This window comes from Micrococcus sp. H39-S4 (assembly GCF_027158145.1).
In the GTDB taxonomy this organism is placed as follows: domain Bacteria; phylum Actinomycetota; class Actinomycetes; order Actinomycetales; family Micrococcaceae; genus Micrococcus; species Micrococcus luteus.
In genome coordinates, this window is record NZ_JAPVLT010000007.1 from 73,494 (window position 1) to 88,361 (window position 14,868).

Here is a 14,868-nt window from a genome sequence, read left to right on the forward strand (position 1 = left end):
GACGCCGACGACGACGGCCCCGCACCAGCCGGTGCGGGGCCGTTCGCGTGCGCGGGGCGTCAGCCCGCGGCGACGGTGCGCGCGGGCGTGGCGGTCTCGACCGCGGCACCGGGTCCGGCCGTGACGTAGCGGGCGACCTGCCGGTCCCAGGCCTCCGTCGCCGACGCCACGAGCAGTGCCGAGCCGAGCATGTGCAGCAGGACCACACCGATCGGCAGGCCCGTGAAGTGCTGGGTGTAGCCCACGGCGGCCTGGAACACGAGGGCGAGCAGGAGCCGCAGCACGGCGGCGCGCTGCAGGCGGGAGGCGCCGGCCGCGCGGCGCACCGTGAAGAACAGGACCAGGGCGGCCGCCAGGAGCAGGTACACCGGGATCACGTGGATCCGGGTGACCAGCAGCGGGTCGAACTCGTGGCGCGGCGAGCCGGGGTCGCCGGAGTGCGGGCCCGTGCCGGTCACCACGGTGCCCAGGTACACGGCGGCCCACGTCAGCGCGAACGCCGCCCAGGCGGCGGCACGGGACCGGACGGTGGTGGCGCCGTCCACGAGGGGCACGCCCGCCCGGCCGGCGCGGCGCTCGGCGGCGATGCGCACCACGAGCAGGGTCGCCACGGCGACCATGATCGAGGACACGATGAAGTGACCGGCCACCCACCACGGGTTCAGATTCGTCAGGACCACGACGCCGCCCACGAGGGCCTGCGCGGGGATGCCGGCCAGCAGGCCCACGGAGAGCCAGAAGGGGCTCCGGTGGGTGCCGCGCAGGTTCCACAGGGACAGGAACATGGCGGCGGCGATGACCACCAGGACGAACGTCAGCGTCCGGTTGCCGAATTCGATGTAGCCGTGGATGCCCATCTCTGGGGTGTTGGTGAGGGACTCGGGTGAGCACTTGGGCCACGTGGGGCAGCCCAGGCCGGAGCCGGTGAGGCGCACGGCGCCGCCGGTGACGATGATGCCGATCTCGGACGCCAGGGACGCCACGGCGAGGGCCATGGTGGCCTTCGTGAGGCGCTGCGGCAGGCGGGCGGCGAGCCCGGCCGGGGCGGTCCCGGCCGCGGGGGTGGTGGTGGACACGGTGTCCTTCCGATCGTTCGATGCAGGGGGACGGGGAACGGCTCAGGGCCGCCAGCGGAACCAGCGGAGCGCGGCCGCGACGGCCACGGCGCCCCACAGGGTGAGCACGAGCAGGGGGACGGGCGACCAGGCCCCGTCCAGGAGGGCGGCCCGCAGGGCCGTGCCCAGCGCGCCGGAGGGGAGCAGGTCCACGCCGGGCACCCGCGCGGGGAACACCGTGCCGCCGACGGCGCCGAACAGCACCCACAGCAGGTTGGCGACGGCGAGGGTCGCCTCCGGCCGGGCCGTGCCGGCGAGCAGCAGCCCGAGGGCCGTGAAGGCGGCGGCCCCCAGCGCGAGGGCGACGAGGGCCGGCAGGATCCCCTCGGGGTCCGGACGCCAGCCGAGCGCCAGGCCGACGCCGCCGATCACGCTCACCTGCACCAGCAGGAGGGCCACCACCGCCAGGGCCTTGCCGGCGACGAGGCCGAGCGTGCCCAGCGGGGTGGTGGCCAGGGCGGCGAGCACGTCGTAGCGACGCTCGAAGCCCGTGGCGATCGCGGTGGCCGTGAACGCGGAGCTGATCACGGCCAGGGCGAGCACGCCGGGCACGGCCACGTCCAGGCCCGAGCGGCCGGGGGCGTCCAGCAGGCCGGTGACGTGCACGCCCACGAGCGCGAGCAGGGGCAGCACCACGGTGACGAGCAGCTGCTCGCCGTTGCGCAGCGCGGTGCCGGTCTCGTAGCCGGCCTGACGCAGGACGCGGGCGGCCAGCGGGGCGGCGCCGGCGTGGGCTCCGGTGCCGGCCGGGGCGCGGTGGTCGACGACGGGCGTGCTCATGCGGCGGTCTCCCGGAGGATCTGCTCGAGGCGCAGTCCGGCGCGCTCGAATCGGGTGGGCATCAGGGCGTGCTCCCGCCAGCTCGCGGCGAGGACGGCCAGGTCGTCCGGGCCGCGGACGCCGGCCACGCGCAGGCGGGCGGACTCGTCGAGGCCGGCCGCGCGCAGCGGCGCGGGCAGGGTGTCGGCCCAGGCGCGGACGGCGTCGGGGGAGGCGTCGCCGAAGTCCACGTCGACGACGTCGCCCTCGGCCACGCGCGTGAGCTCGGCCAGCGAGCCGGAGCGCACCACGCGGCCGGCGCGCAGGATGGCGACGTCGTCCGCGAGCCGCTCGGCGTCGTCGAGCAGGTGCGTGGTCAGCAGCACGGCGGCGCCGCGGTCGGTCTGTTCACGCACGACGTCGTGCACGACGGGCCGGGTCTCCGGGTCGAGGCCCGCGGTGGGCTCGTCGAGGAACAGCATGTCCGGCCGGCCGACGAGGGCGGCCGCGAGCGCGACGCGCTGGCGCTGGCCACCGGAGAGGCGGCGCAGGGGGCGGCCGGCGACCTCGGCGATCAGCAGGCGCTCCAGCAGCGGCTCGACGGGCAGCGGGTCGCGGTACAGGGACGCCACGTGGCCGACGAAGCGGCGGGCGGGGATCGCGGGCGGCAGGCCGCCCTCCTGCCACATCACGCCGATGCGGGCGCGCAGGTCGGCGGAGGCCCGCCACGGGTCTGCGCCGAACACGCGCACGGTGCCGGCGTCGGGCCGGTCCATGCCGTGGCAGAGGCCGAGGGTGGTGGACTTGCCGGCCCCGTTGGGGCCGAGCAGCACCGTGACGGCGCCGGCACGGGCAGTGAGGTCGACGCCCCGCAGGACGGGGGTGCGGGACCGGCCGCGGCCGAGGCTCCGGTGGACGTCGCTCAGGCGCAGGACGGGCTCGTCGCGCGGCACGGGATCCGGGGTCAGGGGAGGTCGGGGCACTGTGCCAGTCTAGTCCTCGGGCCCTGCGACCCCGGCTCGTGGGGCCGGGGGTGCCCGGGCCTGCGGCGGGTTCCGCCGTGGGCGTCATCAAGCCAGGTGAGCCTCACTTGAACCGTTCCAGATCAATAGGTCATGATGGCGTGGTGTATTCGGATCAGTCTGCGTCGCCCCCCGCTCCGGCCCCGGCCGAGGGCACGCGCGAGCGTGTGCTGCAGCTGGTCCTGACGCGTGGACCCGTGAGCGCGGCCGAGATCGGCCGCGAGCTGGAGCTGACCGCGGCCGCCGTGCGCCGCCATCTGGACGCGCTCGAGGAGGACTCGCTCGTCGAGGTCAAGCGGGTCACCGCGGCCCGCGGCGCGGGACGGCCCTCCCGCCGCTACGTGGTCACCTCGCACGCGCAGGAGCACCTGCCCAAGGACCACCTCGCCGTCGCCCTGGACACCCTGGCCCGCCTCGAGGAGCTCGGCGGGGAGGAGGAGGTGCGCCGCACCGCGCGCCACGCCTTCCGCGAGATCGAGGAGCGCTTCACGGCCGCCGTCGACGGCCGGGAGACCGCGCTGCAGGACCGCACCCGGATCCTCGCGCGGGTCCTCGACGAGGCCGGCTACGCCGGCACGCTGCGCCACTTCGGCGCGGGCCTGGCGCCCACCCTCCGCGCGGACCAGGTCTGCCAGGGGCACTGCCCGTTCCAGGGAATTCCCGCGCGCCATCCGGAGTTCTGTGAAGAGGAGACCGCGCTGTTCGCCCGCCTGCTCGAGGTGGACGTGCGCCGGCTCTCGACCCTCGCCGCCGGCGCCCACGTGTGCACCACACATGTGCCGCTGGGCCGCGACTGAGCCGCGCGGGCCTCGCCCCGGCTCCCGCCGACCACCCGACCGACCCCGACCGCAGTGACTAGTGAGAGAGGCTGAGATGACCGACCAGATCGTCCAGCGGGACTCCGCGGAGACCGCCGACCCCGGCGTGATCCAGGAGATCCTCGACAAGAACCCCGAGCTCAACGCCATCGGCGCCTACCAGTACGGCTGGGCCGACTCCGACGCGGCCGGCGAGAAGGCCGTCCGCGGTCTGAACGAGGACGTCGTGCGCGACATCTCCGGCAAGAAGGACGAGCCGGAGTGGATGCGTGACCTGCGCCTCAAGGCCCTCAAGTACTTCGAGCGCAAGCCGATGCCGGCGTGGGGCCCGGACCTGTCCGGCATCGACTTCGACAACATCAAGTACTTCGTGCGCTCCACCGAGGGCCAGGCCAAGACCTGGGAGGACCTGCCCGAGGACATCCGCAACACCTACGAGCGCCTGGGCATCCCCGAGGCCGAGCGCGAGCGTCTCGTGGCCGGCGTCGCCGCCCAGTACGAGTCCGAGGTCGTCTACCACCAGATCCGCGAGGACCTGGAGGAGCAGGGCGTCGTGTTCCTCGACACCGACACCGCGCTCAAGGAGCACCCGGAGATCTTCGAGGAGTACTTCGGCAGCGTGATCCCGGTCGGCGACAACAAGTTCGCCTCCCTGAACACGGCCGTGTGGTCCGGCGGCTCCTTCGTGTACGTGCCCAAGGGCGTGCACGTGGAGATCCCGCTGCAGGCCTACTTCCGCATCAACACGGAGAACATGGGCCAGTTCGAGCGGACGCTGATCATCGCGGACGAGGACTCGTACGTGCACTACATCGAGGGCTGCACCGCCCCGATCTACCAGTCCGACTCGCTGCACTCTGCCGTCGTCGAGATCGTGGTGAAGAAGAACGCCCGCGTGCGCTACACCACCATCCAGAACTGGTCCACGAACGTGTACAACCTCGTGACCAAGCGCGCCGTGGTCGAGGCCGGCGGCACCATGGAGTGGATCGACGGCAACATCGGCTCCAAGGTGACCATGAAGTACCCGGCCGTGTACCTGACCGGCGAGCACGCCACCGGCGAGACCCTCTCCGTCGCGTTCGCGGGCAAGGACCAGCACCAGGACACCGGCTCCAAGATGGTGCACATGGCCCCGCACACGAACTCCTCGATCGTGTCCAAGTCCGTGGCCCGCAGCGGCGGCCGCGCCGCCTACCGCGGCCTGGTGCAGATCGCCGAGGGCGCGAACGGATCCGCCAACTCGGTGGTGTGCGACGCCCTGCTCGTGGACACGGTCTCCCGCTCCGACACGTACCCGTACATCGACATCCGCGAGGACGACGTGACCCTCGGCCACGAGGCGACCGTCTCGAAGGTGTCCGAGGAGCAGCTCTTCTACCTCATGAGCCGCGGCATGTCCGAGGATGAGGCCATGGCCATGATCGTGCGCGGCTTCATCGAGCCGATCGCCCGCGAGCTGCCCATGGAGTACGCGCTCGAGCTCAACAAGCTGATCGAACTGCAGATGGAAGGATCGGTGGGCTGACATGACCGACACCGTGGAGAACACCCAGCGGACCATGATCCCGGGCATGGGCGAGGAGGGCGAGAAGCTCACCGCCGCGCAGAACCCGGCCGCCCGGGCCGGGGGCCGGGAGCGCAACGCCGCGGGCTCGCGCGCCGATCGCCTCAGCTCCTTCGAGCTGTCCGACTTCCCCGTGCTCACGGGGCGCGAGGAGGACTGGCGCTTCACCCCGCTCAAGCGCCTGGGCGGGCTGCACCTGCCCGAGGGCGACGACGCGCGCCTGACCGGTGCCGCGCCCGCCGTGACCGTGGCCGAGCAGGCCGGCGTCACGGTGGAGACCGTGGCCCGCGACGACGCCCGCGTCGGCTCCGTCCTGACCCCGGACGACCGCGTGTCCGCCGCGGCCTGGAACTCGGTCTCCGAGGCCACCGTCGTGACGATCTCCGGCGAGGTCGCCGAGCCGGTGCGCATCGACGTCGTCGGCTCCTCCGCCGACCCGGCCGCGATGCACCTGACCGTGCTCGTGGAGGAGAACGCGCAGGCCGACGTCGTGATCGCCCACCGCGGCACCGCCGTGCTGGCCCAGAACGTCGAGTTCGACGTGCGCCGCGACGCCCGCCTGAACGTGGTCGCACTGCAGGCCTGGGAGGGCGATGCCGTGCACGTCTCGGCCCAGCAGGCCTCGGTCGCGACGAACGCGCACTTCAAGCACGTGGCCGTGTCCTACGGCGGCGGCGTGGTGCGTCTGACCCCGACCGCGCGGTTCGCCGCGGAGCGCGGCGAGGCCGAGATGTACGGCCTGTACTTCGCCGACGCCGGTCAGCACCTCGAGAACCGCCTGTTCGTGGACCACAACCAGCCGGACTGCGTCTCGAACGTGCTCTACAAGGGCGCCCTGCAGGGCACGGACGCGCGCACCGTGTGGGTGGGCGACGTGCTGATCCGCAAGGAGGCCGAGGGCACGGACACGTACGAGAAGAACCAGAACCTGCTGCTCTCCGACGGGGCGCGCGCGGACTCGGTGCCGAACCTGGAGATCGAGACCGGCGTGATCGAGGGTGCAGGCCACGCGTCCGCGACCGGCCGCTTCGACGAGACCCAGCTGTTCTACCTGATGGCCCGCGGCATCTCCGAGACCGAGGCCCGCCGCCTGATCGTGCGCGGCTTCCTCAACGAGATCATCCAGAAGATCGGCATCGGCGACGTCGAGGACGAGCTGACCGCCGTCATGGAGGACGAGCTCCGCATCGCGCAGCTCTGACCGACGCCCCGCAGACCCCACCGCCTTCCACCCGAGGAGAACCACCATGGCAACCCTGCAGATCACCGACCTGCACGTGCAGATCGCGACCGAGAACGGCCCCAAGGAGATCCTGAAGGGCCTCTCCCTGACCATCGAGACGGGCGAGACCCACGCGATCATGGGCCCGAACGGCTCCGGCAAGTCCACCCTGGCCTCGACCATCGCCGGCCACCCGCGCTACGAGGTCACCTCCGGCTCCATCACCCTCGACGGCGAGGACGTGCTGGAGATGAGCGTCGACGAGCGCGCCCAGGCCGGCCTCTTCCTGGCCATGCAGTACCCCGTGGAGATCCCGGGCGTCACCATGACCAACTTCCTGCGCACCGCCAAGACCGCGCTCGACGGCCAGGCCCCCTCGCTGCGCACCTGGACCAAGGACGTCAAGGGCGCCTTCGAGGCCCTGCAGATCGACCCGGCGTTCATGAACCGCAACGTCAACGAGGGCTTCTCCGGCGGCGAGAAGAAGCGCGCCGAGATCCTCCAGCTCGAGCTGTTCAAGCCCACGTTCGCGATCCTCGACGAGACCGACTCCGGCCTCGACGTCGACGCGCTGCGCATCGTCTCCGAGGGCGTCAACCGCGCCCAGGCGCAGAACGAGATGGGCACCCTGCTGATCACCCACTACACGCGGATCCTCAACTACATCAAGCCGGACCACGTGCACGTGCTGGTGGACGGCCGCGTCGCCGAGTCCGGCGGCCCGGAGCTCGCCGAGCAGCTCGAGGCCGAGGGCTACGCCCGCTTCGAGAAGGCCGCGGCGGGGGCCTGAGATGACGGAGACCACGAACCAGGCGCCCACGGAGGACATCCGTGAGGCCCTCAAGGACGTGATCGACCCGGAGCTGGGCGTCAACGTCGTGGACCTGGGCCTGCTCTACGGGCTGCACTACGCCGACGACGGCGCGCTGCTCGTGGACATGACCCTGACCACCGCGGCCTGCCCGCTCACGGACGAAATCGAGGACCAGGTCTCCCGCGCGATCGGCACCATGGTGGACGAGTGGCGGCTGAACTGGGTCTGGATGCCCCCGTGGGGCCCCGAGCGGATCACCGAGGACGGCCGCGACCAGATGCGCGCCCTCGGCTTCAACATCTGATCCGGTCCGGACGACGACGGCGGCCCGTCACCTTCGCGCAGAAGGTGACGGGCCGCCGTCGTGGTGGGGGAGTGCGGACGGGCCGGCAGGCGCCCCGGCGCTCCCGGCTCAGATGTCCAGGGAGGAGGCCCGGAACGTGTCGCACTGGCGGATGTCGGGCTCCTGCTGGGAGCTCTGGTAGCCGCGCATGAACCAGGCCATGCGCTGCTCCGAGGTGCCGTGCGTGAACGCCTCGGGGTCCACCCGGCCGGTGTGGGTGGACTGGATGCGGTCATCGCCCACGGCGGAGGCCGCGTCGATGGCCTGGCGCAGCTGGTCCTGCGAGATCGGCTTCAGGAACGGCGCGCCGGACTCGGGGTCCACGGTGGAGGCGGCGTGCCCGGCCCACATGCCGGCGAAGCAGTCGGCCTGCAGCTCTGCGCGCACGGCGCCGGAGGTGGGGCCGGTGGTCCCGTCCTTGGAGTGCTGCAGGTAGCCGGTCACCTGCTGAACGTGGTGGCCGTACTCGTGCGCCACGATGTACTCCTCCGCCAGCGGTCCGCCCTCGGCGCCGAAATCGGTCTGCAGCGTCTCGAAGAACGCGGTGTCGAAGTACATGGACTCGTCCGCCGGGCAGTAGAACGGGCCCGTGGCCGAGGAGGCGCTGCCGCAGCCGGTGCTCACGCCGCCCTGGAACAGGGTCAGCTGCGGCTGGCGCCACTGGATGTCCGAGAACTGCGCGAGGTACTCGCCCCAGAACTCGTCCGCGGCCTCGGTGGTCGCGATGACGCGGCAGTCCGTGTTCTGGTTGGCGTCCGCACCGCTGGCGCACTCCTCGTCCGAGAGGGGCTGGCTCTGGCCGCCCGAGCCCGTCTGCTGCTGGTACTGGCTCTGGCCGACGGACCCGCCGCCCGTGTCGATCCCGAGCTGCTCGGCCAGCCCGGGGGCGAAGATCGCGAGCAGCAACGCGAGCAGGCCGCCGCCACCGCCGATGGCGATGCCCCGGCCCCCCAGCCCGCCGCCACCGCCCGATCGGGCCCGGCCGGCGTCGATCTGCACGTTCTCGTTGAAGCTCATGGGGCCAGAGTGTAGACGGACTAGACTGGCCCGGCACCGCACTGGCCCCCGCCCGTCGAGATCGGCCGGCCCCGCCGGTGCACCCCTGTCCTTCCCTCGACCCCTGGAGTCTGACACCCCCATGCTGACCGTCACCGATGTCGAACTGCGCGTGGGCGCCCGTCTCCTCATGGACGAGGTGAACTTCCGCGTGGACAAGGGGGACAAGGTCGGCCTCGTGGGGCGCAACGGCGCCGGCAAGACGACGCTGACCAAGGTCCTGGCCGGCGGCGGGCAGCCCACGGCGGGCACGGTGACCCGGACCGGGCGCATCGGCTACCTGCCCCAGGACCCCAAGGTCGAGGACATGGACCAGTCCGGCCGCGACCGCATCCTCTCCGCCCGCGACCTGGACCAGACGATCCGCCGCATGCGTGAGGCCGAGGCCGGGATGGCCGCCGTCGACGACGCCGAGCGGGAGCGGGCGATGAACCGCTACTCCCGTCTGGAGGCGGAGTTCGAGGCCCGCGGCGGCTACGCGGCCGAGTCCGAGGCCGCCCGGATCACGTCCAACCTCGGCCTGCCGGACCGCGTCCTGGACCAGCCGCTGCACACCCTCTCCGGCGGCCAGCGCCGCCGCGTGGAGCTCGTCCGCATCCTCTTCTCCGACGCGGACATCATGCTGCTGGACGAGCCCACCAACCACCTCGACCACGACTCGATCGTGTGGCTGCGCGACTACCTGAAGACCTACTCCGGCGGCCTCCTGATGATCTCGCACGACGTGGAGCTCATGGAGATGACCGTGAACAAGGTCCTCTACCTGGACGCGAACCGGCAGACCATGGACGTCTACAACATGACGTGGAAGAACTACCTCGCCCAGCGCCAGCAGGACGAGGCGCGCCGCCGCCGGGAGTTCGCCAACGCGGAGAAGAAGGCCTCGGCCCTCATGGCCCAGGCCGAGAAGATGCGTGCCAAGGCGACCAAGGCCACCGCCGCGCAGAACATGATCAAGCGCGCCGAGCGGCTCATGCGCGGCGTCGAGGGCGAGCGCGCGGTCGACCGCGTGGCCGCGATCCGCTTCCCCACCCCGCAGGCCTCCGGCAAGACGCCGCTGCGCGCCGAGAACCTCTCCAAGTCCTACGGCTCGCTCGAGATCTTCACGGGAGTGGACCTGGCGATCGACCGCGGCTCGCGCGTGGTGATCCTGGGCTACAACGGCGCCGGCAAGACGACGCTGCTGCGCATGCTCGCCGGGGAGGAGACCCCGGACACCGGCGAGGTCCAGGCGGGCCACGGGCTCAAGCTGGGCTACTTCGCCCAGGAGCACGACACCCTGGACCAGGACGCGTCGGTCCTGGACAACATGCGCCACGCCGCCCCGCAGCTCGGCGACACCCAGGCGCGCACGCTGCTCGGATCGTTCCTCTTCCAGGGCGACGACGTCGACAAGCCCGCCCGCGTCCTCTCCGGTGGCGAGAAGACCCGCCTGGCGCTGGCCACGCTCGTGGCCTCGAGCGCGAACGTGCTGCTGCTGGACGAGCCCACGAACAACCTCGACCCCGCCAGCCGCGAGGAGATCCTGAACGCGCTGCAGCAGTACGAGGGCGCCGTGGTGCTCGTGACCCACGACGAGGGCGCCGTCGAGGCGCTCGACCCCGAGCGCGTGGTGCTGCTGCCGGACGGGGTCGAGGACCTCTGGAACGACGACTACAGGGACCTCATCACCCTCGCCTGAGTGCGCGGGCCGCCGAGGCGGAGGGCGGGCTCAGTCGAAGAGCGCGTCCTCGGCCTCCTCGTCCGTAAGCCGCCCGTCGCGCCGCCGCCGGGCCGGCTTGGCGCGGGGGACCCGGTGCGCGGAGAGCAGCCCGTCGTCCGCGGCGTCGTCGAGGGCGTCGGCCCGGTCGTTGCGGGCGCGCATCCACGCGGAGTACCCCCACACCCCGAAGCCCATGGCCGCGAACAGGTACCACTGGATCGCGTAGGACAGGTGCGGGCCCTCGTCCAGGGTGGGCTCGACGAGCTTCTGCGGCATCGACTCCACCGCCGGGTCCTCCGTGACCATGATCCCGTAGGCCGTCCCGGCCACGGGCCCGCCCACGGTGTCGGCGATCTCGGCGAGGTCGATCGAGGGCACCTGGCCGTCCGGGGCGTCGCGGTCCAGGGCCGGCTCCCCGGGCTTGACCCGCACCACGACCTCGGCGTGGCCGGCGGGCGGGGCCGGCACGGCGTCCGGCTGACCCGGGCTGTTGCCCACCGGGAGCCAGCCGCGGTCCACCACGACGACGGGGCCCTCGTCCGTCCGGAACGGCACGAGCACCTCGTAGCCGGGCTGGCCGGCGCGGGGACGGTTGCGGACGATGAGCGTCTCGTCGACGAGGTACTCGCCGGTCAGTGTCACAGGCGTCCACTCGTCCTCGGTCTGGAACGCGGTGAACAGCCGGGAGGCCTCGGCGAACGGGACCGGGTCGTCGTCGTAGTTCTCCAGGACGCGGTTGACGCGGTGCTGGACCTCCACGCGGCGGTCCCACTGCCACTGGGCGAGCGCATGGCACAGGAACGCGAAGAGGATGCACAGCACGAAGCCGAGGATCCACGGGCCGGTGGCGAGGAAGCCGAAGCGCAGGGGAGGCAGGCGTTCGGCGTCGCGGGCGGTCGGGGCCGACATGGGTGCGGGGGTGCTCATGGGCGCGGGGGCTCCTGCGGGGTCTCGGGCGTCTCGACCTCGGGCGCCTCCGTGGCGGGCGGGTCGAGTGGGCGGGAGCGCCGCAGGAAGCCGCGGGCGCTCAGGAAGTCGTCCAGGAAGGGTCGATGGTCCGCGCAGGCCAGCCAGGTCTTCACGCGGTCCGGGGCGTGGACGCGCGGGTTGTTCCACTCCAGGGCCCAGGTCGCCTCCGCGGTGCACCCGCGGCGCGAGCAGACCGGCCGCTCGGGCCCGTCCGCTGCGGCGTGCGGGGATCGGGCGGCGGAGGCACCGGCGGCGGGGTCGAGGCGGCCGGACGCGAGGGCGCCCAGCAGGTCCATGCCCGGCTCACCCGGGCCCGCCCCGATCACGCGGCGCCCCGTCCGGGCAGGCCGGGACCGCCGGCGGACGAGGACCCTCGGCCCAGCGCCCGGGGCGCACGGTCGCGCGGGTCGTCCACGAGGTCGCCGGTGAGCACGACCGGCTTGGGCGCCGCCGTGTCGTCGGGGCGGGGGGCCAGGGCGGGTCCCTGGGCGGGCACGGCGTGCAGGGTGCCGGCCTGCTGCGGGCCGGTGTTGTTCACGCGCACGACGGCGACGTAGGGCAGCACGACCGCGCCGAGGATGAACCCGAGCTGCCACCAGCCGTGGGTGAAGAGCGCGGCGACGAAGCAGGCGGTGCGGAGCAGCATCTGGACCAGGTAGACCTTCATGCGCGCCTCCCGGTCCGCGCTGCGGCCGGCGGCGGCGGTGGTGACCCCCTGGACCTCCGGTGTCGTCCCGCGCCCGGCGCGGGCGGGACGGCCGGCTCGGGAGCCGGCGGCGGAGCTGGTCATGGCGCATCCTCCTGGCACGTCGCGCCCTGCGGAGGGCCCCCGCGTGGCCGCGGACGTAGAGTGGTGGTTCACATGCCGGCGCGCCCGCCCTCGGCGGCGTCCCGCAGGACGGCGTCGACGGCGCCGCGCCGGTGCTTCAGTCTAGTCCCGTCCCGTCCGGAAGGTGTTCCCATGGCCGATCAGACCACCACGCCCGCAGCGGACGCGCAGGCCGCCGGCCGCAGCGTCCTCGTCACGGGGGGCAATCGCGGCATCGGCCTGGCCATCGCCCGGGCGTTCGCCGCGCACGGCGACCGGGTGGCCATCACCTCCCGCTCGGGGGAGGGGCCGGAGGGGGTCCTCGCGGTCCGGGCCGACGTGACGGACGCGGCCTCCGTGGACGCGGCCTTCCGCGAGGTCGAGGAGGTCCACGGCCCGGTCGAGGTGCTCGTGGCCAACGCCGGCATTACCCACGACCAGCTGCTGCTGCGCATGTCCGAGGACGACTTCACCTCGGTGATCGACACGAACCTCACCGGCGCCTTCCGCGTGGTGCAGCGCGCCACCAAGGGCATGATGCGCCTGAAGCGCGGACGCATCGTCCTGGTCTCCTCCGTGGTGGGCCTGCTCGGCTCGCCCGGCCAGGTCAACTACGCCGCCTCCAAGTCCGGCCTCGTCGGGATGGCCCGCTCGATCACGCGCGAGCTCGGCGCGCGCGGCGTGACCGCGAACGTCGTGGCCCCCGGCTACATCGACACCGAGATGACGCAGTCCCTCGACGACGAGCTCAAGGCCCAGTACAAGACGTCCATCCCGGCCGGCCGCTTCGCCGCCCCGGAGGAGGTGGCCGGCGTCGTGCGCTGGCTGGCCTCGGACGAGGCCGCGTACATCTCCGGGGCCGTGATCCCCGTGGACGGCGGCCTGGGCATGGGCCACTGACGACCACCGACCGCTGAGCAGACAGGAAGCACAGAACATGACCGAGCAGGACCTGGCCGGACGCGGCGTCGTCGTCACCGGCTCCTCCCGCGGCATCGGAGCCGCCACCGCCGAGCTGCTGGCCGCCCGCGGCGCGGGCGTCGTGGTGAACTACCGCCAGAAGGCGCCGCGCGCGAACAAGGTGGTGCAGAGGATCGAGGACGCCGGCGGCCGCGCCGTGGCCGTGGGCGGCGACGTGACCGTCGCCGAGGATCGGGCCGCGCTGCTGGACGCCGCCGTGGAGCACTTCGGCTCGCTCGACGTGCTCGTGCTCAACGCCTCGGGCGGCATGGAGTCCCAGTTCGGCGAGGACTACGCCCTGAAGCTCAACCGTGACGCCCAGGCCGCGCTGGCCGACGCCGCGCTCGAGCGCATGGGTGCCGGCGGGCAGATCGTGTTCGTGACCTCCCACCAGGCGCACTTCATCGACGAGGTCGCCACGATGGACTCCTACGAGCCCGTGGCCCGCTCCAAGCGCGCCGGCGAGGACGCCCTGCGCGAGCGCATCCCCGCGTTCGCAGAGAAGGGCGTGGGCTTCGTGGTGGTCTCCGGCGACATGATCGAGGGCACCATCACCGCCACCCTGCTCGACCGCGCCGAGCCCGGTGCCATCGAGGCCCGCCGCGAGGCCGCCGGCAAGCTCTACTCCGTGGAGGAGTTCGCCGCCGAGATCGCCTCCCTCGTGGGCCGCGAGGACCTCGAGGTCGGCCACACCGAGCTCGTGGGCGGCGCCGAGGACTTCCTCCAGCAGAACTGAACCGCACCACACCCCTGACGACGAGGGCCGGATCCGTGGGATCCGGCCCTCGTGACCTCCGGGAGCGGACGCCTCAGAGACCGAGGAGCCACCGCAGGGGGGTGAAGGAGGGCACGTCGACGACGACGTCCGCGTGCTCCCGGAGGATCGGCTTCGCGCACAGCGCCACGCCGCAGCCGGCCGCCTCGAGCAGATCGATGTCGTTGGCGCCGTCGCCCACGCCGACGGCCTGCTCGGGGGTGAGCCCCGCGTCCTCGGCCCAGGCGCGCAGCATGGCGGCCTTCGCCGCGCGGTCCACGACGTCGCCGAGCACCTTCCCCGTCAGGTGCCCGTCCCGCACCTCGAGCTCGTTGGCGCAGTAGGCGTGCACGCCCCACGCCTCGGCCAGCGGGGCGAGCACCTGGGTGAAGCCGCCGGAGACCGCGCACACCCGGCCGCCGGCCGCGGTGACGGCCTCGATCAGCGCGAGGGCTCCGTCGGTGGGCCGGATGGCCCGCACCACGTCCGCCACGACGCCCACGGGCAGCCCCGCGAGCGCCTCGACGCGCGCGTGCAGCGAGGCGGCGAAGTCGAGCTCACCGCGCATCGCCCGCTCCGTCACCTCGGCGACCTCGGCCTCGCGGCCGGCGTGGGCGGCGAGCAGCTCGACGACCTCCTGCCGGATCAGCGTGGAGTCCACGTCCGTCACCACGAGGGGCGCCGGCGCGGCGGCGACCGTCGCCGGCACCGTGAGCACGTCCCACCCGGAGCCCGGCTCCGGGGCCGCCGCCCACTCGTCCGCGGCGAAGCGCCAGCCCAGCAGGCCGTCGTCGGTGAGCCGTTCGGCGTCGTCGGGCACGCCGGCCGGGGGCGCGTCCGTGACGAGGAGGGCGGGGTCGGCGGTGACGACGAGGCGGCGCAGGGTGCTCATGCGCGGCATCCTAGGCGGGGGTGCGGGCGCGGCCGGGCGTGCGTCGCATCGGCGACGCGCCGGCCGG

The 14,868-nt window shown here is 73.1% G+C and carries 16 protein-coding genes; 8 read left to right on the top strand and 8 right to left on the bottom strand.

Annotated elements, in window-relative coordinates; translation table 11 throughout:
- Nucleotides 1-59: 59 nt before the first annotated feature.
- The 3 genes from O3T09_RS08410 to O3T09_RS08420 are packed head-to-tail and all read right to left on the bottom strand — an operon-like array spanning nt 60 to nt 2,857.
- Nucleotides 60-1,076: a COX15/CtaA family protein gene (locus O3T09_RS08410; RefSeq protein ID WP_069941296.1), complete on the bottom strand. Its 1,017-nt coding sequence runs from the start codon at nt 1,074-1,076 to the stop codon at nt 60-62.
- 42 nt (nt 1,077-1,118) lie between these two features.
- Complete coding sequence (locus tag O3T09_RS08415; RefSeq protein ID WP_036315265.1) at nt 1,119-1,895, bottom strand: ABC transporter permease; 777 nt, start codon at nt 1,893-1,895, stop codon at nt 1,119-1,121.
- Nucleotides 1,892-2,857, bottom strand: a complete 966-nt coding sequence (locus O3T09_RS08420; RefSeq protein ID WP_223247537.1) for an ABC transporter ATP-binding protein — start codon at nt 2,855-2,857, stop codon at nt 1,892-1,894. The genes O3T09_RS08415 and O3T09_RS08420 overlap by 4 nt, the downstream gene beginning before the upstream one ends.
- 143 nt (nt 2,858-3,000) lie before the next feature.
- Here O3T09_RS08420 and O3T09_RS08425 point away from each other — a divergent pair, with 143 nt between their 5' ends.
- From O3T09_RS08425 to O3T09_RS08445, 5 genes are all read left to right on the top strand, one after another.
- Nucleotides 3,001-3,693: a helix-turn-helix transcriptional regulator gene (locus tag O3T09_RS08425; protein WP_223247562.1), complete on the top strand. Its 693-nt coding sequence runs from the start codon at nt 3,001-3,003 to the stop codon at nt 3,691-3,693.
- Nucleotides 3,694-3,769: 76 nt separating this feature from the next.
- Nucleotides 3,770-5,242 carry a Fe-S cluster assembly protein SufB gene (sufB, locus tag O3T09_RS08430; protein ID WP_063189240.1) on the top strand — a complete coding sequence of 491 codons (1,473 nt, stop codon included), beginning with the start codon at nt 3,770-3,772 and terminating at the stop codon, nt 5,240-5,242.
- 1 nt (nt 5,243) lies between these two features.
- Nucleotides 5,244-6,482, top strand: coding sequence for a Fe-S cluster assembly protein SufD (gene sufD, locus O3T09_RS08435; RefSeq protein ID WP_036315255.1), 1,239 nt, complete (start codon nt 5,244-5,246; stop codon nt 6,480-6,482).
- A gap of 46 nt (nt 6,483-6,528) precedes the next feature.
- The gene (gene sufC, locus O3T09_RS08440; protein WP_036315253.1) at nt 6,529-7,293 is read left to right on the top strand and encodes a Fe-S cluster assembly ATPase SufC; all 765 of its coding nucleotides are present in this window, start codon (nt 6,529-6,531) and stop codon (nt 7,291-7,293) included.
- Between the two features lies 1 nt (nt 7,294).
- Nucleotides 7,295-7,621 (top strand): metal-sulfur cluster assembly factor, encoded by a 327-nt coding sequence (locus O3T09_RS08445; RefSeq protein ID WP_002855327.1) that lies wholly within the window; start codon nt 7,295-7,297, stop codon nt 7,619-7,621.
- A gap of 108 nt (nt 7,622-7,729) precedes the next feature.
- On the opposite strand, the gene ypfJ is transcribed toward O3T09_RS08445, so the two are convergent.
- Nucleotides 7,730-8,677, bottom strand: coding sequence for a KPN_02809 family neutral zinc metallopeptidase (gene ypfJ / locus O3T09_RS08450; RefSeq protein ID WP_069941298.1), 948 nt, complete (start codon nt 8,675-8,677; stop codon nt 7,730-7,732).
- Between the two features lie 121 nt (nt 8,678-8,798).
- Between ypfJ and abc-f the strand changes: the two genes are divergently transcribed.
- On the top strand, nt 8,799-10,397 hold the full coding sequence (gene abc-f / locus O3T09_RS08455) for a ribosomal protection-like ABC-F family protein (RefSeq protein WP_269295490.1): 1,599 nt from the start codon (nt 8,799-8,801) through the stop codon (nt 10,395-10,397).
- Between the two features lie 30 nt (nt 10,398-10,427).
- On the opposite strand, the gene O3T09_RS08460 is transcribed toward abc-f, so the two are convergent.
- The 3 genes from O3T09_RS08460 to O3T09_RS08470 are packed head-to-tail and all read right to left on the bottom strand — an operon-like array spanning nt 10,428 to nt 12,177.
- Nucleotides 10,428-11,345, bottom strand: a complete 918-nt coding sequence (locus O3T09_RS08460; RefSeq protein WP_036315243.1) for an SURF1 family cytochrome oxidase biogenesis protein — start codon at nt 11,343-11,345, stop codon at nt 10,428-10,430.
- On the bottom strand, nt 11,342-11,683 hold the full coding sequence (locus tag O3T09_RS08465; protein WP_152743496.1) for a hypothetical protein: 342 nt from the start codon (nt 11,681-11,683) through the stop codon (nt 11,342-11,344). Before O3T09_RS08465 ends, O3T09_RS08460 begins: the two co-directional genes overlap by 4 nt.
- A 26-nt stretch (nt 11,684-11,709) precedes the next feature.
- Complete coding sequence (locus tag O3T09_RS08470) at nt 11,710-12,177, bottom strand: DUF3099 domain-containing protein (protein ID WP_044658935.1); 468 nt, start codon at nt 12,175-12,177, stop codon at nt 11,710-11,712.
- Nucleotides 12,178-12,348: 171 nt separating this feature from the next.
- Here O3T09_RS08470 and O3T09_RS08475 point away from each other — a divergent pair, with 171 nt between their 5' ends.
- Nucleotides 12,349-13,095 (top strand): beta-ketoacyl-ACP reductase, encoded by a 747-nt coding sequence (locus tag O3T09_RS08475; protein WP_036315234.1) that lies wholly within the window; start codon nt 12,349-12,351, stop codon nt 13,093-13,095.
- Between the two features lie 37 nt (nt 13,096-13,132).
- Entirely contained in the window at nt 13,133-13,891 is a 759-nt protein-coding gene (locus O3T09_RS08480; RefSeq protein ID WP_036315231.1) for an SDR family oxidoreductase, read from the top strand.
- Nucleotides 13,892-13,964: 73 nt separating this feature from the next.
- Here the strand turns inward: O3T09_RS08480 and serB are convergent, their stop codons facing one another.
- A complete protein-coding gene (serB, locus tag O3T09_RS08485) occupies nt 13,965-14,801 on the bottom strand; it encodes a phosphoserine phosphatase SerB (RefSeq protein WP_036315229.1) in 837 nt (278 codons plus the stop codon).
- Nucleotides 14,802-14,868: the final 67 nt, after the last annotated feature.